Genomic DNA, 19,632 nt, shown 5'->3' on the forward strand with positions numbered 1-19,632 from the left:
TATGCGGATTAAACCTTCCCGGATTATGGGACATCGCGGCGTTCCCAGCCTGGCGCCGGAAAATACCCTCGGCGGTTTTGCCAAAGCGGCCGCTGTCGGCGCCCGCTGGGTGGAGCTGGATGTTACCCTGCTGAAAGATCACACGCCGGTTGTTCATCATGATGCCACGCTGGACCGTTGCAGTGATCATGGCGGTAAGTTATCGGCACTGCTGCCGGCCGATCTTGAGGGGGTCAACAATGCGGCGCTCTACCCTGAATGGCCGGCTGAGCCGGTGCCGTTACTTACTGATGTTCTCGATCTGCTGAAGGCTCAGGGTACCGGTTTAAATCTGGAGATTAAGAGTCATAGCTTTGACCCGCAACTCACTGCGCAAGTGGTGATTGATACCCTGAAGGGACGTTTTCCTGAAGAACGGCTGCTGATCTCCAGTTTTGAACTGCCGGTGCTGGCTGAAGTTGCCCGCAGTGCGCCCCGGATTGCACTGGGGCTAATCTGTGATGAGCTACCGGATGACTGGCTGACACAGGCCCGCGAACTCAATCTGTTCAGTATTCACTGCAACTGGCGCTATCTGAGTCAGCACTGTGTTGCCGAGATCAAACAACAGGGGTTCCAGCTGTATTGCTGGACCGCCAATGATCCGCAACAGGTCGCTTCTCTCTGGCACTGGGGAATTGATGGCGTGATCACCGATAACCCGCAGGACTTTATTACATACAATGAAACTCAATGAGCGTCAGAACATTATTCTGAACCTGCTGCAGGAATCTGATCAGTTGGAGGTGGATAGTCTGTCTGATCAGTTTGGCGTCAGCAGTCAGACGATCCGTAAAGATATCAATCATATGTGTGATCTGGGGCTGGTTCGCCGACTGCATGGCGGCGTGGGTCTGCCGACGGCGAATCAGAATATCTCGTTTCACTCCCGCGAGATGATCAATTCTGAGGTTAAACAGCAGATGGCGTTGGCGCTGGCTGCGCGGATACCGGATGGTGCTTCGGTCATGCTCGGTATCGGCACTTCCGTGTCCCATGCGGCCCGGGCGTTGATCAACCATAAACGGCTGCGAATCGTCACCAACAACCTTAATGTTGCTGGCATACTCTGCGAACAGCCGGAGATCGAGGTCTTAGTCAGTGGCGGCCAGCTGCGCCATAACGACCGTGACCTGGTGGGCGAGAATGTTACCCGCTTTCTGGATAACTTCCGTGTTGATTTTGGCATCATCGGTACCGGTGCGCTGGATGAGGGCCGTGGGTTGATGGATTTTGATCCGCTGGAAGCGGATGTCAGCCGAGCCATTCTGCGAAACTGCGGTCAGGCTATTTTGCTGGCCGACCAGAGCAAGTGGAAGCGTCGGGCGATGGTTCAGGTTGTACCGTTTACCGCCCTGAGCAAAATCATCACCGATGAACTGACCGACCCGTTACACCGCCAGCTGTTACTGGACAGCGAGCTCGACATTATTGAAACAGGACAGCTATGAACACTATGGTACCGCCTTTGGACGTCTCACTTCTGCCCAGTGGCATTCGCTATCTGCTCACCGACGTTGATGACACCATCACCACCGGGGGGAAACTCTTGCCACAGACGCTACAGGCACTCTATGACTTGCAGGATGCAGGCATCCGGGTAATTCCGGTGACGGGAGGCTGTGGCGGCTGGTGTGATCAGATTATGCGTCTGTGGCCAGTCGATGCGGTGATTGGTGAAAATGGAGCCTTTCATATGCAGCTGAATTCCGAGGGTCAGCTGCAGTTGCACAGCTGGCATGAAGAGGCCGAACGGCATGCCTATCAAAAGCGTTTGTTAGCGCTCACTTCTAATTTGAAGTGCATTATACCTGAGATTAAATTGGCTAAAGACCAGGCTTACCGTCTTGCTGATGTGGCACTCGACTACCGCCAGGATGGCTGTCTGACCCCGGATCAGATCACACAGGTGGTGACATTTTTCCAGAGTCAGGGGGCCAATGCCCGGGTCAGTTCGATCCATATCAACGCCTGGTTTGGTGAGTATAGTAAGCTGGCGATGGCCAGAAGACTGTTACAGAACAAGTATCAGCTGAGTGATACTGAGATGGTTGAACAGGTTGCCTATGTGGGGGACTCACCCAATGACGAGGTGATGTTTGGTTTCTTCAGACACACGTTTGGCGTAGCAAATATCCAGCCCTACCTGGCGCAAATGACCGATCACCCCAATACGATTCTTAGTCAGCCCGGCGGGCTTGGTTTCGCCGAACTGGCTCATCTGCTATTACAGACACAGACCGCCTGATCCCATCTTCAGATCTGATCTCTCTGGTGGCGGGCCTGATCTTAGCCTGTCACCTCTCATAGCCCCATTCTGGTGATATTAAATGAGGTTTGCATTCGTTGTATTGATGTAGATTCTTGTGGTCGCCTGGTCAGCCTCTTAACATCAGTAATTACTTTATTAGTAGATGCTTGTTAAATCCGAGGTAGTATATGTTTTCCCGGCTGCGTATCCGTTCAAGAATTCTTGGTGGTTTCTTTCTTCTTATCATTCTCGTTTGCAGTATTGTTATGCCTGTCATGTTTAAAGATATGCATAGTCTTGTGCAAACGGCTGAAAAAAGAGAGTTAACCGGTTTGTATCAGCAAGTGTTGCAAAAGATCGATGCAGAGCAGCGACTGGCAACGACCTTAGCCCGTTTTGTCGCCTCCCTTCCCGAGGTGCAACAACATATTAAAAATGATGATCGGACAGCACTTCAGGCATCAATGAACAGTGCCTTCACTGTATTGAAAAGTGAATATGGGCTGCGTCAGTTTCAGTTTCATCAGGCCCCCGCTACCTCCTATCTACGGGTGCATAAACCGGAAAAGTATGGTGATGACCTGTCAGGGTTTCGCCAGACCGTGGTTGAAACAAATAGCACCCATACTGCTGTCAGTGGTGTTGAACAAGGCGTCGCAGGTTTGGGTATCCGGGGTGTGGTCCCGGTTGTGATCGATGGTAAAAACTGGGGTTCTGTCGAGTTTGGCTTCTCTCTTGGGCAACCATTTTTTGACGATTTTAAACAGCAGACCGGTGTGGATATCGGCCTGTATGTGATTAAAAATGGTGATCTGAGCGCGTATGGATCGACCTATCAAGGGGCGCTGCTGTTTGATCAGACAGCGCTGTCACAGGCGCTGTTTGGTGAGCCCCAGGCGGGTAACTTTACCTTGAAAGGTGAAGATGTTGCAGCTTTTGCGAATCAAATGAACGACTTTTCCGGACAGGCTATCGGTGTGATTGAGATCGCTATGGAGCGAAGCAGTTACCTGGCAATGATCAATGATTCGCTGATCGATACGATTGCTATCGGTGTGGTGATCTTGCTGCTGGGTGCTTTAGTGGCGGTATTGATCACCCGCAGTATTGCCAGACCACTGAATGAGATGCATGTGGCGATGGACAATATTGCTTCCGGTGATGGCGACCTGACCCGCAGGTTAACGGTGGAGGGTAATAATGAGCTCAGTGATATTGCCGGGGCGTTTAATGACTTTGTCATTAAGATTGAAACCCTGGTAAAAACGCTGATGACCTCGGTTTCCAATGTCTCTAATTCGGGTTCTGAGCTGTTTGATGAGACCGAGAAAACCATGAGAGTGGCGAAGAATCAGCAGGCCAGAACCGAAGAGGTGGCTACCGCGGTCAACGAAATGACAGCAACCGCCCATGACGTTGCCGGCAATGCGGAGAATGCATCCTCACTGACGCAGTCCTCCCAGGAGCGTTCAGAGCATGGTTATAAAACCGTCACTCAGTCTATTGCCACGATCAATCTGTTGGCGGCTAATGTTGCTGAAACAGTGAAGCTGGTCAGTCAGGTTGATAATCAGAGCACCAAAATTCATACCATTCTGGATGTTATTCAGGGGATTGCCGGACAGACCAATCTGCTGGCCCTGAACGCGGCTATCGAAGCGGCACGGGCGGGTGATCAGGGCCGTGGTTTTGCTGTGGTGGCCGATGAAGTGCGCTCCCTGGCTGCCAGAACTCAGAACTCTGCGGCCGAGATCAATGAGATGATCACTCAACTGCAAACAGGAACCACGCATACCGTTACGGTTATTGAGGAAAGCCAGCAGCAGGCGAAGGATACGGTTTCGATAGCGACAGAGTCTGGTGAAGCGTTGCAAAGTATCCGTGATGCGATGGCACTGATTAATGATTCGGTCATGCTGATCGCCAGTGCTGCAGAGGAACAGAGTCAGGTTGCTGAGTCGATCAACCAGAGTGTTGTTGATATTGCTGATGGTGCTACTGATGTGGCAACCGGCGCTAACCATATTATGACAACCTCATCTCAGATCGGCTCCGAACTGAATGCGCTGATGGCGGTGATCCGCCGCTTTAAAGTGCACAAAGATCCGGCCATTGAGCTGGCGGTTGCCCGAAGTGCGCATCAGGCCTGGAAAATGCGGTTACGTAGTTTTCTTGATGGTAGTGGTGCCCTGACTGCGGCGCAGGCAGTGTCCCATAAAGAGTGTGATTTCGGTCGCTGGTACTATGGAGAAGGAGCGCACGTCTGTGGTGAATACCCTGTGCTGAAACAGTTGGAAGGGCCTCATGAGCGGATGCACAAGCTGATCGGCATGATTGTTGAGGCCAAACATGCGGGCAAAAAACAACAGGCAGAAGATCTGTATCACGAGGTATGTCAGCTTTCTGAAACCATTGTTAAAGGGATGGAAGCCGCCATAGCCCAGTTTAAGTAAGAGAGTATTTGAAGGCTTAGTTAACCTGTCCTGATTGACGCGACGGTTTAAATAGACCATTATCGAGCCATGAACAGATTCGCATTCGACAGCAATAGCATTATTACCATCATTTCCGAGGAACTGGTGGGTTAACGCATGTCTTAGCAAAACATAAAAAACCCGCCCTCCCGGCGGGTTTTTTTATATCTGAAAACGCGCTGCTTAGGAGGGTCAGGTCACCGAAAAATCAACTGATATTGAGGTACGAAGATCCATCATGAATAACGCAGTGTCTGCCCAGTCAACGACAACACCCCGTGATTACTACCCTGCCCTTGAAGATATTCTTGCAGCATCAGAACGGCTGCAAACGGTCGTCACCCGAACCCCGCTGATCCGCAGTGATAATCTCAGTGAGCGGTATGGCGCCGAGATCTATCTTAAACGGGAAGATCAGCAACTGGTGCGCTCCTATAAGATCCGCGGTGCGTACAACAAAATTATCAGCCTCACCCCGCAACAACAGGCCCAGGGAATTGTGTGTGCCAGTGCCGGCAACCATGCTCAGGGGGTGGCTTATGCCTGCGCCCTGCTGGGGTTAAAGGCGACCATTTTTATGCCCGCGCCGACGCCGGCGCAAAAAGTTGAGCAGGTCAGAAAATACGGTAAAGACCGGGTCGATATCCGTTTAGTCGGCGATGCCTATGATGATGCCTATCACCAGGCGATGACCTTCTGCACCGCCGAACAGGCAACCTTCGTGCACCCATTTGATGACCCGAAAGTGATTGAGGGTCAGGCATCGGTGGGTGTGGAGATTCTTAATCAACTGGCGTCAAGCGGCTGTCAGGTGGATATGCTGCTGATGCCTGTTGGCGGTGGCGGGCTGGCCTCCGGATTGTCAGCCTATTTCAAAGCGCGCTCTCCCCTTACCCGGCTGATCGGTGTTGAGCCTGAGGGCGCCGCGTCGATGAGCCGCTCATTAGCCGCGGGGAGTAATGAGACATTGACTCAGATCGACAACTTCGTCGATGGTGCTGCGGTTAAACGGGTTGGCGAACGGACCTTTGAGATCTGTAAGCAGAATCTTGAAACGGTAGTCACCGTGCCCGAAGGCAAGGTTTGCTCCACCATGATGCAGCTCTATAACCAGGAGGCGATTGTGGTTGAACCCGCCGGCGCGTTATCGATAGCGGCACTGGATAATTTCAGGGATGAGATCCGTGGGAAAACCGTCGTCTGTATTGTCAGTGGGGGCAACAACGATATTCTGCGTACCGAAGAGATTAAAGAGCGCGCGATGCTGTTTGAGGGGTTGAAGCATTATTTTATCGTTAACTTTCCCCAACGGGCCGGTGCCCTGCGTGAGTTTCTGGTTGAGGTTCTGGGGCCGAATGATGATATCTCCCGCTTTGAATATTCGAAGAAGAATAATTGTGACCGTGGCCCTGCCCTGATCGGAATTGAGCTGGCTCGCAAAGAGGATCTTCAGCCGTTACTTGAGCGGATGACGGCGAAGCAGATCCGTTTTGAATATCTCAATGACCGCCAGGACCTGTTCCGCTTTATGGTTTAAGGCTGGGTTTAAGGCGGGGATTGAGCATCCTGCTTTGATCAACAAAGTGGTAGGTATAGAGCTTGCCAGTTCGGCCTTGCTGTCTGAATATGAGTAGACGGTTTATTGATAAATTGAATGGGCAGAGCCGATGGATAGTTTCTATCAGCAGTTGACGGGCTTCACGGATATCTCTCAGATTATTGATGAGCGATTCTACCGACCGGTGCCGGATGACTGGTATGTCTCGGTCGTTGATGTACGTGGCTCGACTCAGGCGATTGAGGCGGGCAACTATCGTGACGTTAACTTTATCGGGGCGGCCGCTATTACCGCTCATCTGCATTGGGTCGCGCCAAACCTGCCGTTTATTTTTGGTGGCGATGGCGCGGTGGTGTTGGTGACAGCCAGTATGCGAGAGGCGACGCTGGATGTATTGCAGTCGCTCTGCTATCACGCCAGAGAGAGTTTTGGTCTGGAGTTGCATGCAGGGTTAGTGCCGATAAAAACGCTGCGTCAGATGGGTAAAGATCTGCAGATCGCCAAGTATCTGCCCGGAGATAACATTATCCAGGCAATGTTAAAGGGAGGTGGGTCGACACTGGCTGAGAACCTGGTGAAAACCCGCCCGGAGTTTCGATGTGAGCCTCGCCGGGTGTTGAGCAAAACCGATATTTTTACCGGGCTGACCTGTCGCTGGCAGCCGATACCTTCAGGTAAAGGTGTCACGCTCTCGGTGTTAATTCAGCCACATAATGAAGTGGATGATACTGTTCTGGTAAAGGTGATCAGAAACCTGGAGCAGATTCTGGGTGGTTCATTTGCGGCGGCGAATCCAGTCAGGATGACGGACGCCCGTTACCACTCTTTTCTACATAACCTTAAACGGCAGTTAAACGTCAGCGATATCCGCTGGGACAGCACCTTTTTTCGCACGCTCTATGAGCTGCTGTTAACCGCCCCGTTGTTTAATCTTAAGTGCTTCAGGTTTATTCCCGGAGTGCAGAACTACTTCGATAAAATCCCCCTGCACTGCGATTTTAAAAAGTACGATGATACCCTGCGCATGGTGCTCGACTGCTCCCATTCAGAATATCAGGCAATTGAAGGTTATCTGCAAACAGAGCAACGGGCGGGAAAGATTAATTTCGGCATCCACGTATCAGATGCTGCGCAGATGACCTGCTATGTTGAAAGCATGGATGATGGTGGCCACCTGCACTTTATTGATGGTAGTGATGGTGGTTATGCTCTGGCAGCAAAAAAACTCAAACAGACACTCCTTAGCCCGCTGGAGGCTTAGCTATTTTAAGTCCCTTTCGGGGGGTAAACAGACACCTCTGCCTGTAAAGGTTTTACCGCGGACGTGATTCAATCGACTCATTCTGTTCGGCTTTCAATTAATTGTTATTATTCAATGCCTGCCTTAAACACCAAAGCTCATCATGCATCATTTGCGAGATTTTTATGCAGGCAGCAATAGGTGTTTTAGCCCGGTATCTGATGGCGTCGATACGACATTGTAATTGTCGTAAATGACGTCTGTTTTCTGGTCTTGCGCAGCTCACTATCTGGTCAATCTTGCAGCGTAAATAACGTTCAGTACCTACGGTTTACGTTCAGTCAGCGTTGCCAGATGATCAAAATTCAAAGGTTTATATTGGTAGTTCATACACAACCTACTCCATCATAGGGTTATTACCGTCTGGCAGTAACTTGCAGCAACGGTTATGTGCAGTCCCAAAGATCACCACGGGATGATAATTAAGTGCCCTGTTAGTGCTGGATCTGGTCTATATTTTGGTGAGGAGTGTTGTCTGTACCTAATGGATTCTTAACAGAGGATGTCAGTTATTATGGCAAAATCGGTGGTGTTGGTTCTGAATGATGGCGGTCATCTTCATGATGATGCGGAACATTTTTTACGGAGAAAAGGTTATAAGGTCGTTACCGATCCTGATGAGTTCGGTGATGCCTTTGCGAGGGATGACCGTAAAATTATCCTGATCGCCTATCAGGATCTGCTACAAGGGGTGGAGTCTTATAGCAAACTGGTGATTGATTTTTCGCTTGAGCATAGTCCGCATTACAGGATTGTTTTGTGTCTTAGCAAAGATATTGGTAAGGCGAGTGAACTTTGTTTAAATCAGACCGTAGATAACTATTTTATTGTAAAGCCGTCATACGATATGCACCGCTTAGCGCTGGTGCTTAAACAGGCAGATGATGCGGTAGTTCATGCAGAGCAGCGAATGGCTTTAGCCTATATTGGCGAAGAACTGCTTGAGCATAAGAAAGTCCTCGATCGGTTCATTTACAATAACGTCGACAAAGGGGTCGAGTGTCAGGCTGATACAGTGGAATCTTTTTCGTCACTACTGAATGAGTTGACTGATCTGATTGCAGGTCAATCTGGCCGTAATATCACTATTGATCATCAACGGGTAGCGGAACAGACCCGGCAGTTAAGTGACCGTAAGCTCAAACAGATATCGGACTGGGCTGAAACTGTAAAAGAGGAGTATAACGAGATCAGCCGGTTGAATATTCCTGCAGCTGCAAAAGATAAGAAGAATATTGCCCTGATTGATAGTAATGCGCAAAATGTTTTGCCCGTACAACAGATTATTTCTGACTGTGGCTACAACCTCATTATGTTTAAAAGTGCCAAAGAGGCGTTGCCCGCGATGATCTGTCAAAATCCCGATCTGGTTTTATTGGATTATGAAATATCTGATCTGAGTGCTTTGAAGGTGCTGGCGTACATGCAGAAGTTTAATCAGTTGGCGGACATTCCGGTAATACTGCTAACCGGGCACCGGGACAAAGAAATTATTTCCAACTGTCTGAAAGCCGGCGCTCGTGACTTCATCATCAAACCTGCAGATAAAGACGTATATCAGGAAAAAATAGATAAATTTTTTCCTGAGAAGCATCAGGGGTAAGCCCGGTGACCCGGTTTGAAATTCTGGTTTTAATGTGTTCGTCAGAACCAGTTTTTGCGCTTAAACAGCCATAGTTGTATTACCACGGTAGCGGTCATAAACCCGCTGACAATCCAGAAAGCCCAGGGGTTTTCTGCCCCCGGCATTCCACCGACATTGATCCCCAGAAGCCCCGTCAGAAAGCCCAGCGGGAGGAACACCGCAGCGACAATGGATAGCAGATACATGCGGTTATTCATCTGCTCTGCCAGACGGTTTGACAGCTCTTCCTGAGCCACCGCTGCCCGATCCCGCGCTGAGTCCAGATCTTCAATATAGCGGATCAGGGTATCGGTAACCTCCCGCAACTCCTGCCTGCTATTTTCATTGAACCAGCTCACCCGGGTCTGATGCATCTGCAACATCGCATCGCGCTGAGGTGCCAGATAGCGCCGCAGAGAGATGACGATTCGGCGTACTGCAGAGATTTTGTTCCTCAAGTCATAACTGCTGGAGCTGACCAGTTCCTCCTCGATTGAGTCGACGTAATCTTCAGTGTCGTTAATGGTATCCTGCATCCGCACCATCAGAGCCGCAGATAACCTCGCCAGAAAGTCTCCTGCGTCGGTTGGGCCGTTGCCCGCCTCCAGCGCGTCGACCATATCTTTAGCCGAGAGCATTCTGCGTCGGCGGGTGCTGATAATCCGTTTCTCATCAATCCAGATACGGATGCCGACCATGTCTTCCGGGTTGGAGTCGGGGCTGAGGTTGACACCTCTTAATGCAACCAGCAGTCCATCACCTACCTGGGTGGATCGGGGGCGACTTTCCTCGGTTAGCAATGCATCAATGACCACTCCGTTCAGCTGGCTTTTTTCACTGATCCACTGCCGGCTTTCGGGGTCAGTATAGTCAAAATGAAGCCAGGTCAGCTGATCATCTGGCAGGCCATTTTCGATATCATCTCCGCTGACGACCTGACCGCCGCCATGACCATCCAGCTGATAGCCGTACACTAATCCTGAACATCCCATATCCCGCCCCTACCTGACAATGACAACAAAATCGTTTAGATCGATTTATAACAGCTTAGCACTCTAAAAGCGCGTTCAAAGTGAAGTGAAATCGGGCCGGTTATCACCGGGCAACACTGAATGGGAGATGTGCCTGGATTCAGGCACAAATTAACCATAGGGGTATGAGCGATTACCGCAGCGAAGGCGGATCAGTGAACCGGGCTGCATTCGCCACACAGCGGCCTGGTGATATTTTCCCGGATGTAGAACGGATCGCAACCGTTGGCGATCAGGAAGTGTAACTTGGTGAACGCGGCTTCCAGGGTCAGGTCTGATCCCGGTATTACGCCAATCCGGTTTAAGGTCTCCCCGGTAGCATAGGCACCCTGATAGACACTTCCCTGATAGCACTGGGTGGTATTGAGAATGACCACCCCCCGATCACTGGCCCGCTCCAGCGAAGCGATCAGCGCCTGGTTTTTATCCGGCGGATTGCCGACTCCGTAGGATTGCAAAATCAATGCGCGAACCTGATCTGAATCGAGCAGTGCATCGATCACCCTGGCGGAAATGCCCGGATAGACCTGCGCCATGACGACCGCATCGGGGTTGAACTGCGGCAGCGTGAAGTGCGGTGTCCCCTGTTTCAGCAGCAACTCATACTGGAGTTCTATATGGATACCCACCTGCCCAAGCCAGGCAAAGTTGGGTGAATCAAAGGCATTCAGCTCGGAGCTTTTGACCTTTCTGCTGCGGTTGCCCCGCAGCAGTCGTCCGTTAAAATAGATACAGACTTCCGGAATAGCAAAATTACCCGCCAGAATCAGGCTGGTCACCAGGTTATCCAGCGCATCGTTGCGCAACTCCGACAGTGGAATCTGAGAGCCGGTAATGATCACCGGCTTATCGATCCCTTGCAGGATAAAGGAGAGCGCTGAGGCAGTATACGCCATCGTATCGGTACCATGGAGGACGATAAAGCCATCATAGTCGTTCCAGCGTTCTATTAGCATCTGGCCTATTTTACTCCAGTCCGCAGGCATCAGATTCGAGCTGTCGATCAGCTGTTCAAACTCAATCAGCTCATAATCCGGCAACGGGTGTGTCGAGGCCGCGCTTTGCTGCAGCTGCAACCGGGTGCTGAGCAGTGCTTTAAAGCCATCATCCGGCACATATCCCTGTGCCGACGAACACATGCCGATGGTGCCCCCGGTGTGCAGAATCAGGATGTGCTTTTTCATCCGCTACGTTTCTCCAGACTGATGGGTTGAGGTGCCAGCATGGATGCCGGGCTGAGTAACCTTTCCAGCTCAGCTTCGCTCAGCAGCCCCTCTGCGAGGACCAGCTCCCGCACAGTGCTACCACTGTTCAGGGCAACCTGGGCGATCCGTGAGGCGTTGCTATAACCGATGTGGGGCACCAGTGCCGTAATGCAGCCGATGCTCCGGTCCAGCAGTTCAGCACAGCGTTCCCGGTCTGCTGTAATTCCACGGATGCAACGCTCTTCCAGCATTGAGCAGGCCGATCCGAGCATCTTCATGGAGTTCAGCAGGTTGTAGATAATCAGCGGCTCCATTGCGTTCAGCTGCAACTGCCCCGCTTCGGCTGCCAGAGTCACGGCCAGGTCGCTGGCGATTACCTGGTAGGCTGTCTGGTTGACCGCCTCAGGAATTACCGGGTTTACCTTGCCGGGCATGATGGATGAGCCCGGTTGCATCGGTGGCAGTTTGATCTAGCCAAAGCCGGTACGTGGGCCACTGGAGAGCAGCCGCAGATCGTTGGATATCTTGCTCAACTTGATCGCAAAGCGTCGCAGAATACCGGAGAACAGCACAAAGGCTCCCATGTCAGAGGTCGCTTCAACCAGGTTAGTTGCCGGCACCATCGGCTTGCCGGAAATCTCTGCCAGATAGCTGACAGCCAGTCCGGCATACTGCGGATGGGTATTGATACCGGTACCGATAGCGGTACCGCCAAGATTGATCTCACACAGCAGTGTGCAGGCTTCACCGAGACGATCAATGTCCTCACTCAGTGTCACTGCGAACGCTTCAAACTCCTGACCCAGGGTCATCGGTACCGCATCCTGCATCTGGGTTCGGCCCATCTTGACGACATCGGCGAACTCAACCCCTTTAGCTGCTAACGCTGCCACCAGACTTTTAATGGTTTCGACCAGCGGGTCTGCTGCCAGTTGAATCGCCAGGCAGGCTGCCGATGGATAAGCATCGTTAGTCGATTGGGAACGGTTAACATCGTCGTTGGGGTGCAGAAACTGGTACTGCCCTTTCCCGTGCCCCAGTTTTTCCAGCGCCAGATTGGCAATGACTTCGTTGGCATTCATGTTGGTCGAGGTGCCAGCCCCGCCCTGAATCAGGTCGACGACAAACTGGTCATGCAGGTGTCCATCACGAATCTCTTCGCAGGCGGCGATGATCGCTTGTGACTTTTCCGGCGCAAGACTGCCCAGATCGGTGTTGGCTTTTGCCGCGGCCATTTTCACCATCGCCAGTGCCTGCACTAGTTGTGGGAAATGGCTGATGGGAACACCGGTGATAGCGAAGTTATCAACGGCGCGTTTTGTCTGGATGCCATACCAGGCGTCGGCAGGAATTTCCATATCGCCCAGCAGGTCGTGCTCAAGACGTGTGTTCATTTGTCAGTGTTCCATCCAAGAGGCCGGGCAGCTCTGCCCGTTGCCATTCAGGTTGTGAGTATCCGCCGCTGAGTTTAGTCAGCAGCGGGGATTAATTAATATCAGGAGGTAGCCTTCGCGGTGTGATCGGCGCTACGCTCATCGGTTGTATTCTGTGGCGCCACTGATTGATCCCAGGCAGCCGGATCAATATTCAGATCGCTGAATTTGCAGATGTCGAATAGCGGTGTTTCTATGCCCTCTTTTAGCTGCTGCTCATAGTCACGCATCACCCGCAGGCCAGTTTTAAATAGCAGCGCCAGAGCCAGCAGGTTTGCCAGTGCGAGCAAGCCCATGGTGACATCGGCAAAGGCGAATACCGTACCGAGATCCATAATGGCACCCCAGCAGCAGAGGCAGATAATCGCGACGCGGAAGGCATTAAACAGATTCTGGTTCTCTTCGCTGAAGAAGTTCAGGCTGTTCTCGCCCAGATAATAGTTGTAAAGGATGGTGCTGAAACCAAACAGCAGCAGTGCAATACTGACGAACATCCGGCCCCATTCGCCAACGTGATCGGCCAGAGCCGACTGAGTCAGCGCGACGCCTCCCTGCTCGGCAATGGTGGCAGGATCATAGATGCCGCTCAGCAGAATAATGAACGCGGTACAGGAGCACAGAATCAGGGTGTCGATAAAGACTGAGAACGCCTGCACGATGCCCTGGTTCGCCGGGTGTGGAACGTAGGCAACCGCTGCCACGTTCGGAGCGCTGCCCAGCCCTGCTTCGTTGGAAAATAGTCCGCGTTTAACACCCATCAGAATAGCCGCGCCGATGCCGCCACCAATTGCCGGGTTAAGGCCAAATGCGCTATTAACAATCAGCACGATGACGTCGGGAATACGCTCGATGTTCAGGCCCAGAACCACCAGAGTGATGCCGAGGTAGCCCAGCGCCATTACCGGAACCAGCACTTCAGATACTTTAGCAATGCGCTTTACACCGCCAAAGATGATCAGACCGACAATCAGCGCCAGTGCTATTCCGGTATAATAAGTCGGAATGCCAAAGGCATCTTCAAACGAAGTGGCAACTGAGTAAGACTGCATCGCTGTGAAGCCGAAGCCGAACGTCACCAGCAGTAATACCGAATAGAGCGCTGCCAGCCATTGCCATTGTTTACCCAGACCACGACGGATGTAGTATGCGGGGCCACCACGATAGGTGCCATCCGGCTCGGCTTTTTTAAAGGTTTGTGCCAGGGTACATTCGAAGTAACTGGTCGCCATACCCATCAGGCCGATAACCCACATCCAGAAAATGGCACCCGGTCCACCCAACGTAATAGCAACCGCAACACCGGCGATATTACCGCCCCCCACTCGTCCGGCAACGGAAAGTAAGAGTGCCTGAAATGAACTCAAGTGCCCCTGCTGTTCATGTTTGAATGCTTGCTTGCTACCGAGAATTTTGAACATCTGGCCAAAATAGCGGAACTGCACAAACCGTGATGCAATCGTAAACCAGAGGCCCAGGGTGATTAGCACAGCGATGAGCACTTTTCCCCAGAGCAGATCGTTGAGTAACTCCAACATAAGACAGTCTCCATGTGCGACACCGGGCCGCTATTATTTTTGTGTTTGAGATGAATATTTAATCAGTATTCAGGGGAGCGGAACATTTGATGCTTTAGTGCAGAATGGTGTCAGATAGCGCACTAACTGCGCTAATGTGCGCCATCAATTGCTTTGCATCCGGCACAGCTTCCCCTTTAGAATGAAGTTCCCCGGGCGTCGTTAAGTGGAGCAGGATCTGATGCATCAGGACTTTGCCAGCAATCTCAGGCTGCTCTGCAGCTATTACAAATCGATAGCAGAAGTGTGTCGACGGCTCGATATTAACCGGCCTCAGTTCAACCGTTATCTTAGCGGGCGGTATAAACCCTCTGCCCATACGCTGCTGCGCTTCTGTGATTTCTTTGGTGTTGAAGAGCATGAGATTCTCATGCCCCATGAACAGTTTGAACGTCTGATCAAAGTGCGTCCCCGTCCTCAGACAATTGAAGAGCCTGAACACCTCGAATCAGAACATCTGGAACGGCTGCAACGAGGTGCTGCCGGGCTGGACAAATACCTGGGATATTACTTCGAATACTATCAATCGATGGCCTATCCCGGACGGATCCTGAGAACGCTGATCTGTATCGAACGGCGCGATGATAGGGTCTGTTATCAGCGCACAGAACGTTTGCGAGAACATCCCGGCGACAAGGTATTTCATGGCGTTTATCTCGGTATTGCCAGCTTTCTCACCGACCGTATTTTTATGATGGATTATGAATCTCTCACCGGCAATGAGATGACCCAGACTATTCTGTTCCCCTCATTCAAAAATCGGGTATCGCGATTGAGCGGTTTGAAGCTGGGGGTGTCAGGTAGTGGCGAACGGATGCCCTGCTGCGCCCGGGTTGTGTATGAGTATCTGGGTTTGTCAGTAGATAAGCAGCGAGCGTTATCTTTATGCGGATTATATGAACAGGATTCCGATCAGATAGAGCCGTCCATCAGAACAATGATCAGTAACGAGATGGGCAGTGATGACTGGCATTTTCGGGCATTGTATATTTGAAGTTTGCGGCACGGTTTCTTCTAAGCCGGCGATTTTACCAATCCGGGTTTATCTCTCTGGTTCTATCAGTCTGTCTTGATCAGCCCATTTTTGATCAGCGTTGCATGGATTTTCATTGCGCTTTTCTTTAGTCGGTTTAGCTCACCAAGGTTCGGAATCAGCCCCGCATTTAGTTCCGCCTCTTTCTCCTCCAGCTGCATATCCAGATAATCCAACAATTTTTTTGAGCATCCTGTACAGGGACCATCGCACAATTTTTCCATCGGTGTGTCGAACGGAACTGCTTTTCTGATATCTGAAATCAGTGTTTGCATCGCTGTCTTTGTATCGGGTTTGGTTACCATCTTTCAATGTTCCACGTGGAACCTTTACTCGGTTCGGGTGTTTTGGTGGTAGATGATATGCAGTGCTGCGGCTTCGAGGTCATCTACTATTATGGTGTTTTCCGGTAGGCCGCCTTTGCTGATGGTGCGCTCACCCTTCCCGGTTTTCACCAGAATGGGAAGGCAGCCTGCGGCAACGGCTGCTTCAAGATCACGGAGAGAATCGCCTACTGAAAAAACTTTGCCAGGATCAATGTCCGGATAGCAGCTTAAAATATGCTGATAAAGGCCGGGCTGGGGTTTGCGGCAGTAACAGTTATCATCCGGTGAGTGTGGGCAGAATTCAATTTTATCAATGCGTCCGCCCTGCTCTTTAGCCAGCTCAGACATCTTGTGATGCATCTGTTTGAGTGCTGTGATATCGAAATAGCCTCTGGCGAGACCGGACTGATTAGTGGCAACGCATACATCAAAACCTGCTTTGGACAGTCGGGCAATCGCTTCAAGACTGCCAGGCAGCGGCTGCCATTCATCGACTGTTTTAATGTAGTCATCGGAGTCGTAGTTGATCACTCCGTCCCGATCGAGAATTACTAATTTCATCATTGTGCTTTCCGGCGTATGAAGCCTGGGTTGATTGTCATCGTGTAGGATAATAGCTTAGATGATATAGAGCAGATACAAAAATGCCGGTTATTCACCGGCATTTTGTTAAGCACTGTCGTGTGCGTCAAAAGGACAATCTTAACTGAGCGCTGAGATATCCGCTACGCCGAGGAACAGATTGCGCAGTTGTTTGAGCAGCGCAAGACGGTTGTTGCGGATCGCTTCATCGTCCGCCATCACCATCACTTCGTCAAAGAATTTATCGACGACCGGGCGTAGTTCAGCAAGTTGCTCCAGTACCGCTTTAAAGTCGCCCTTAGCGAACAGAGGCTGCAGCTGAATCGCTTTTTCAGCAACCGCTTTAGCCAGCGCTTTTTCAGCATCCTCCTGCAACAGAGCTTCAGACACGCTGGAAGAGATGTCGCTCTCCTGCTTACTCAGAATGTTGGACACCCGTTTGTTCGCGGCTGCCAGGGCGCCTGCTTCTTCCAGTGTGCGGAAGTGACTGACGGCCTGTACGCGCTGGTTGAACTCCAGTGGACGGGTTGGGCGCAGTGCGTGAACAGCAAGATAAACTTCGGTAGCGATACCTTCGTCATCATACCAGGCACGGAAGCGGTCCAGCATAAAGTCAGTAATACGCGCCACCAGACCATCCTTCGCAGGCAGGTCTGTGTAGTTGTTAGCTGCAACCTGAATCAGATCTTCGAGGTCAAGATTTAGCTGGCGCTCAACAATAATACGCAGCACACCGAGGGAGGCGCGACGCAGTGCAAACGGATCTTTTGAGCCGGTTGGTGGCTGGTTAATGCCGAACAGACCTGTAAGAGTATCCAGACGATCCGCCAGTGCCACAGCAATGCCCGGCTCGCTTTGCGGCAGTTCATCGCCGGCAAAACGTGGCATGTATTGCTCGTTCTGTGCCAGGGCTACGCCTTCGTCTTCGCCGTCATTCAGGGCGTAGTGATAACCCATCAACCCCTGAAGATCGGTGAATTCATATACCATGTCAGTCATCAGATCGGTTTTGGCGAGCATCGCTGCACGCTCTGCTTTGTCCTGATCCTGTCCCAGTTGAGCCGCGATATGTTTCGCCAGCACGGCAACACGCACCGCTTTATCATGCAGGGTGCCAAGCTCTTGCTGGAAGACAATCGATTTCAGATCTTCGATGCGGGACTCAAGGGTGCGCTTCTTGTCGGTTTCAAAGAAGAACGCCGCATCGGCCAGACGGGGGCGGATGACCTTTTCGTTTCCGGCAATCACCTGCGCCGGATCGGTCGATTCGATGTTGGCGATGGTGATAAAGAATGGCATCAGCTGGCCGTTGCTGTCAGTGACGTGGAAGTATTTCTGGTGCTCTTTCATTGAAGAGATCAGTGCCTGGGGAGGCACGTCCAGGAAGCGGTCATCGAACCGTCCGGTCAGGGCGACAGGCCATTCGTTAAGCGCCGTTACTTCGTCGAGAAGGTCTTCGTCAATCTGAGCGATACCGTTAATGGCCGCTCCTTCTGACTCAACCTGGGCGCGGATTTTCTCCCGGCGCTCTTCAAAGTGGGCGATTACCCAGCCAACGCTTTCGAGGTTTTCCAGGTATTCGTTTGCCTGATTGAGGCTGATCTCGTTGTTATAGTGAAAGCGATGACCCCGGGTGTTGCGGTCTGCTTTCAGTCCCAGAATCTCACACTCGATCACCTGATCGCCCATCAGCATGACCAGCCACTTCACCGGACGAACAAACTCGGTACGGGAAGCGCCCCAGCGCATCCGCTTAGGAATGGGCAGTTTGCTGAGTGCGTTTTCAATGATGGCAGGCAGTTCATTAGCGATTGCTTTAGCCGGCAGAGACTGGCTGAAACTCATCTTACCATCGATCTCTTGCAGGTTTTCAACTGAGGTGCCGCACTTGCGTGCGAAGCCTTCCAACGCTTTAGACGGGTTGCCCTGATCGTCAAACGCGATGCGTGCCGGAGGTCCCTGCATCATAAAAGTGCTGCTGGGGACTTCGTCAGCCAGGTTGCTGATCAGTAGTGCCAAACGTCGTGGTGCAGCATATGAGTTGATGGTGGTGTCGGCAAAAAGAGTTTCGGCTTGCTTGCCAAACAGCTCTTTAATGCTGCTGACGACTTCCTTTTCCAATGCGGCGGAAAGGGATTTCAGGGCCTTGGGTGGCAGCTCTTCTGTGCCCAGTTCGAAGAGAAAATCCTGACGGTTAACTGAATCAGTCATTACTTGCTCTCCTCTTCGCAGGCGGCTAATACTTCGTTGCGGATGCTCTCTTCTGCTAATGGGAAGCCGAGTCCTTTACGGGTGTTGAAGTATCCTTGCGCAACTTCGCGGGCCAGTGTACGTACGCGTAGAATGAAGCGCTGACGCTCAGTGACGGAAATTGCGTGGCGTGCATCCAGCAGGTTGAATGTATGAGAAGCTTTCAGAACCTGCTCATACGCAGGCAGTGGCAGTGGTGTGCTCAGTGCCAGCAGCTTATTGCACTCAGCTTCGTGATGGTCGAAGTTTTTGAATAACTGTGGCACGTCAGCGTGTTCGAAGTTATACGTCGATTGCTCAACTTCATTCTGATGGTACACGTCACCGTAAGTGACAGGAGAGCCATCCCGGTTGTAGGTCCATACCAGATCATAGACGCTCTCTACGTCCTGCAGGTACATGGCGATACGCTCCAGGCCGTAAGTGATCTCTCCGGTGACTGGGTAGCATTCAATGCCGCCAGCCTGCTGGAAGTAAGTGAACTGTGTTACTTCCATGCCGTTAAGCCAGACTTCCCAGCCCAATCCCCATGCGCCCAGCGTTGGCGATTCCCAGTTGTCCTCTACGAAACGAACATCGTGAACGTTGAGGTCCAGTCCCATGCGTTGCAGCGAACCCAGGTAGAGCTCCTGAAAGTTCTCAGGCGAAGGTTTCATGACTACCTGGAACTGGTAGTAGTGTTGCAGTCGGTTTGGGTTTTCACCATAGCGGCCATCAGTTGGGCGGCGGCTTGGTTGCACGTATGCTGAGCTCCAGCTTTCGGGACCGATAGCGCGCAGAAAAGTTGCTGGGTGGAAGGTGCCTGCGCCGACTTCCATATCCAGTGGTTGCACTATTACACAGCCCTGCTCTGACCAATACTCTTGCAGTGCCAGGATCAGCCCTTGAAAGGTGCTTGCATCCGGTCTCGCTTTATCTGTCACTGAGATCACCATTTAGAATCTGTTTGTAC

16 protein-coding genes and 1 pseudogene are annotated in these 19,632 nt (G+C 51.6%); 8 read left to right on the top strand and 9 right to left on the bottom strand.

Going from position 1 to position 19,632, the window contains the following annotated elements:
• Position 1 precedes the first annotated feature (1 nt).
• The 6 genes from Q0499_RS19240 (at position 2) to Q0499_RS19265 (ending at position 7,583) form a co-directional block, all read left to right on the top strand.
• Entirely contained in the window at positions 2-736 is a 735-nt protein-coding gene (locus tag Q0499_RS19240) for a glycerophosphodiester phosphodiesterase family protein (RefSeq protein WP_299203022.1), read from the top strand.
• Positions 723-1,490, top strand: a complete 768-nt coding sequence (locus Q0499_RS19245) for a DeoR/GlpR family DNA-binding transcription regulator (protein WP_299203025.1) — start codon at positions 723-725, stop codon at positions 1,488-1,490. The genes Q0499_RS19240 and Q0499_RS19245 overlap by 14 nt, the downstream gene beginning before the upstream one ends.
• A complete protein-coding gene (locus Q0499_RS19250) occupies positions 1,487-2,287 on the top strand; it encodes an HAD-IIB family hydrolase (RefSeq protein WP_299203027.1) in 801 nt (266 codons plus the stop codon). Before Q0499_RS19245 ends, Q0499_RS19250 begins: the two co-directional genes overlap by 4 nt.
• Positions 2,288-2,478: 191 nt before the next feature.
• Positions 2,479-4,743, top strand: coding sequence for a methyl-accepting chemotaxis protein (locus tag Q0499_RS19255; RefSeq protein WP_299203030.1), 2,265 nt, complete (start codon positions 2,479-2,481; stop codon positions 4,741-4,743).
• 259 nt (positions 4,744-5,002) lie between these two features.
• Complete coding sequence (gene ilvA, locus Q0499_RS19260; RefSeq protein ID WP_299203033.1) at positions 5,003-6,301, top strand: threonine ammonia-lyase IlvA; 1,299 nt, start codon at positions 5,003-5,005, stop codon at positions 6,299-6,301.
• Positions 6,302-6,431: 130 nt separating this feature from the next.
• Positions 6,432-7,583, top strand: a complete 1,152-nt coding sequence (locus Q0499_RS19265; RefSeq protein ID WP_299203036.1) for a DUF3095 family protein — start codon at positions 6,432-6,434, stop codon at positions 7,581-7,583.
• Positions 7,584-7,680: 97 nt separating this feature from the next.
• On the opposite strand, the gene Q0499_RS23710 is transcribed toward Q0499_RS19265, so the two are convergent.
• The gene (locus tag Q0499_RS23710) at positions 7,681-7,860 is read right to left on the bottom strand and encodes a DUF3135 domain-containing protein (RefSeq protein WP_363317840.1); all 180 of its coding nucleotides are present in this window, start codon (positions 7,858-7,860) and stop codon (positions 7,681-7,683) included.
• Positions 7,861-8,136: 276 nt separating this feature from the next.
• On the opposite strand from Q0499_RS23710, the gene Q0499_RS19270 reads away from it, so the two are divergent.
• A complete protein-coding gene (locus tag Q0499_RS19270; protein WP_299203039.1) occupies positions 8,137-9,225 on the top strand; it encodes a response regulator in 1,089 nt (362 codons plus the stop codon).
• Between the two features lie 41 nt (positions 9,226-9,266).
• On the opposite strand, the gene Q0499_RS19275 is transcribed toward Q0499_RS19270, so the two are convergent.
• The 4 genes and pseudogenes from Q0499_RS19275 to Q0499_RS19290 all read right to left on the bottom strand — a co-directional run bounded on the left by Q0499_RS19275 (position 9,267) and on the right by Q0499_RS19290 (position 14,450).
• Complete coding sequence (locus Q0499_RS19275) at positions 9,267-10,238, bottom strand: zinc transporter ZntB (RefSeq protein WP_299203042.1); 972 nt, start codon at positions 10,236-10,238, stop codon at positions 9,267-9,269.
• A 191-nt stretch (positions 10,239-10,429) separates the two neighbouring features.
• Positions 10,430-11,461, bottom strand: a complete 1,032-nt coding sequence (ansA, locus tag Q0499_RS19280) for an asparaginase (RefSeq protein ID WP_299203045.1) — start codon at positions 11,459-11,461, stop codon at positions 10,430-10,432.
• A pseudogene (locus Q0499_RS19285) lies at positions 11,458-12,876 on the bottom strand (aspartate ammonia-lyase). The gene ansA and the pseudogene Q0499_RS19285 overlap by 4 nt, the downstream one beginning before the upstream one ends.
• 101 nt (positions 12,877-12,977) lie before the next feature.
• Positions 12,978-14,450, bottom strand: a complete 1,473-nt coding sequence (locus Q0499_RS19290; protein ID WP_299203048.1) for an alanine/glycine:cation symporter family protein — start codon at positions 14,448-14,450, stop codon at positions 12,978-12,980.
• A gap of 205 nt (positions 14,451-14,655) precedes the next feature.
• Between Q0499_RS19290 and Q0499_RS19295 the strand changes: the two genes are divergently transcribed.
• The gene (locus Q0499_RS19295; RefSeq protein WP_363317839.1) at positions 14,656-15,483 is read left to right on the top strand and encodes a helix-turn-helix transcriptional regulator; all 828 of its coding nucleotides are present in this window, start codon (positions 14,656-14,658) and stop codon (positions 15,481-15,483) included.
• Positions 15,484-15,548: 65 nt separating this feature from the next.
• Here Q0499_RS19295 and Q0499_RS19300 read toward each other — a convergent pair whose 3' ends face one another.
• The 4 genes from Q0499_RS19300 to glyQ form a co-directional block, all read right to left on the bottom strand.
• Complete coding sequence (locus Q0499_RS19300) at positions 15,549-15,797, bottom strand: hypothetical protein (RefSeq protein WP_299203051.1); 249 nt, start codon at positions 15,795-15,797, stop codon at positions 15,549-15,551.
• A gap of 54 nt (positions 15,798-15,851) precedes the next feature.
• Positions 15,852-16,412, bottom strand: coding sequence for a D-glycero-beta-D-manno-heptose 1,7-bisphosphate 7-phosphatase (gmhB, locus tag Q0499_RS19305; protein WP_299203054.1), 561 nt, complete (start codon positions 16,410-16,412; stop codon positions 15,852-15,854).
• Between the two features lie 138 nt (positions 16,413-16,550).
• Entirely contained in the window at positions 16,551-18,641 is a 2,091-nt protein-coding gene (gene glyS / locus Q0499_RS19310) for a glycine--tRNA ligase subunit beta (protein ID WP_299203057.1), read from the bottom strand.
• On the bottom strand, positions 18,641-19,615 hold the full coding sequence (gene glyQ, locus Q0499_RS19315; RefSeq protein WP_299203060.1) for a glycine--tRNA ligase subunit alpha: 975 nt from the start codon (positions 19,613-19,615) through the stop codon (positions 18,641-18,643). The genes glyS and glyQ overlap by 1 nt, the downstream gene beginning before the upstream one ends.
• Between the last annotated feature and the right edge of the window lie 17 nt (positions 19,616-19,632).

Origin of the sequence: uncultured Amphritea sp., from assembly GCF_937127095.1 — a bacterium.
Taxonomy (GTDB): Bacteria; Pseudomonadota; Gammaproteobacteria; order Pseudomonadales; family Balneatricaceae; genus Amphritea.

Bases quoted from the DNA above. Each gene is read 5' to 3' on its own strand.
- Q0499_RS19240 (WP_299203022.1), top strand. From the start codon at position 2: ATGCGGATTAAACCTTCCCGGATTATGGGACATCGCGGCGTTCCCAGC.
- Q0499_RS19245 (WP_299203025.1), top strand. From the start codon at position 723: ATGAAACTCAATGAGCGTCAGAACATTATTCTGAACCTGCTGCAGGAA.
- Q0499_RS19250 (WP_299203027.1), top strand. From the start codon at position 1,487: ATGAACACTATGGTACCGCCTTTGGACGTCTCACTTCTGCCCAGTGGC.
- Q0499_RS19255 (WP_299203030.1), top strand. From the start codon at position 2,479: ATGTTTTCCCGGCTGCGTATCCGTTCAAGAATTCTTGGTGGTTTCTTT.
- ilvA (WP_299203033.1), top strand. From the start codon at position 5,003: ATGAATAACGCAGTGTCTGCCCAGTCAACGACAACACCCCGTGATTAC.
- Q0499_RS19265 (WP_299203036.1), top strand. From the start codon at position 6,432: ATGGATAGTTTCTATCAGCAGTTGACGGGCTTCACGGATATCTCTCAG.
- Q0499_RS19270 (WP_299203039.1), top strand. From the start codon at position 8,137: ATGGCAAAATCGGTGGTGTTGGTTCTGAATGATGGCGGTCATCTTCAT.
- Q0499_RS19275 (WP_299203042.1), bottom strand. From the start codon at position 10,238: ATGGGATGTTCAGGATTAGTGTACGGCTATCAGCTGGATGGTCATGGC.
- ansA (WP_299203045.1), bottom strand. From the start codon at position 11,461: ATGAAAAAGCACATCCTGATTCTGCACACCGGGGGCACCATCGGCATG.
- Q0499_RS19290 (WP_299203048.1), bottom strand. From the start codon at position 14,450: ATGTTGGAGTTACTCAACGATCTGCTCTGGGGAAAAGTGCTCATCGCT.
- Q0499_RS19300 (WP_299203051.1), bottom strand. From the start codon at position 15,797: ATGCAAACACTGATTTCAGATATCAGAAAAGCAGTTCCGTTCGACACA.
- gmhB (WP_299203054.1), bottom strand. From the start codon at position 16,412: ATGATGAAATTAGTAATTCTCGATCGGGACGGAGTGATCAACTACGAC.
- glyS (WP_299203057.1), bottom strand. From the start codon at position 18,641: ATGACTGATTCAGTTAACCGTCAGGATTTTCTCTTCGAACTGGGCACA.
- glyQ (WP_299203060.1), bottom strand. From the start codon at position 19,615: ATGGTGATCTCAGTGACAGATAAAGCGAGACCGGATGCAAGCACCTTT.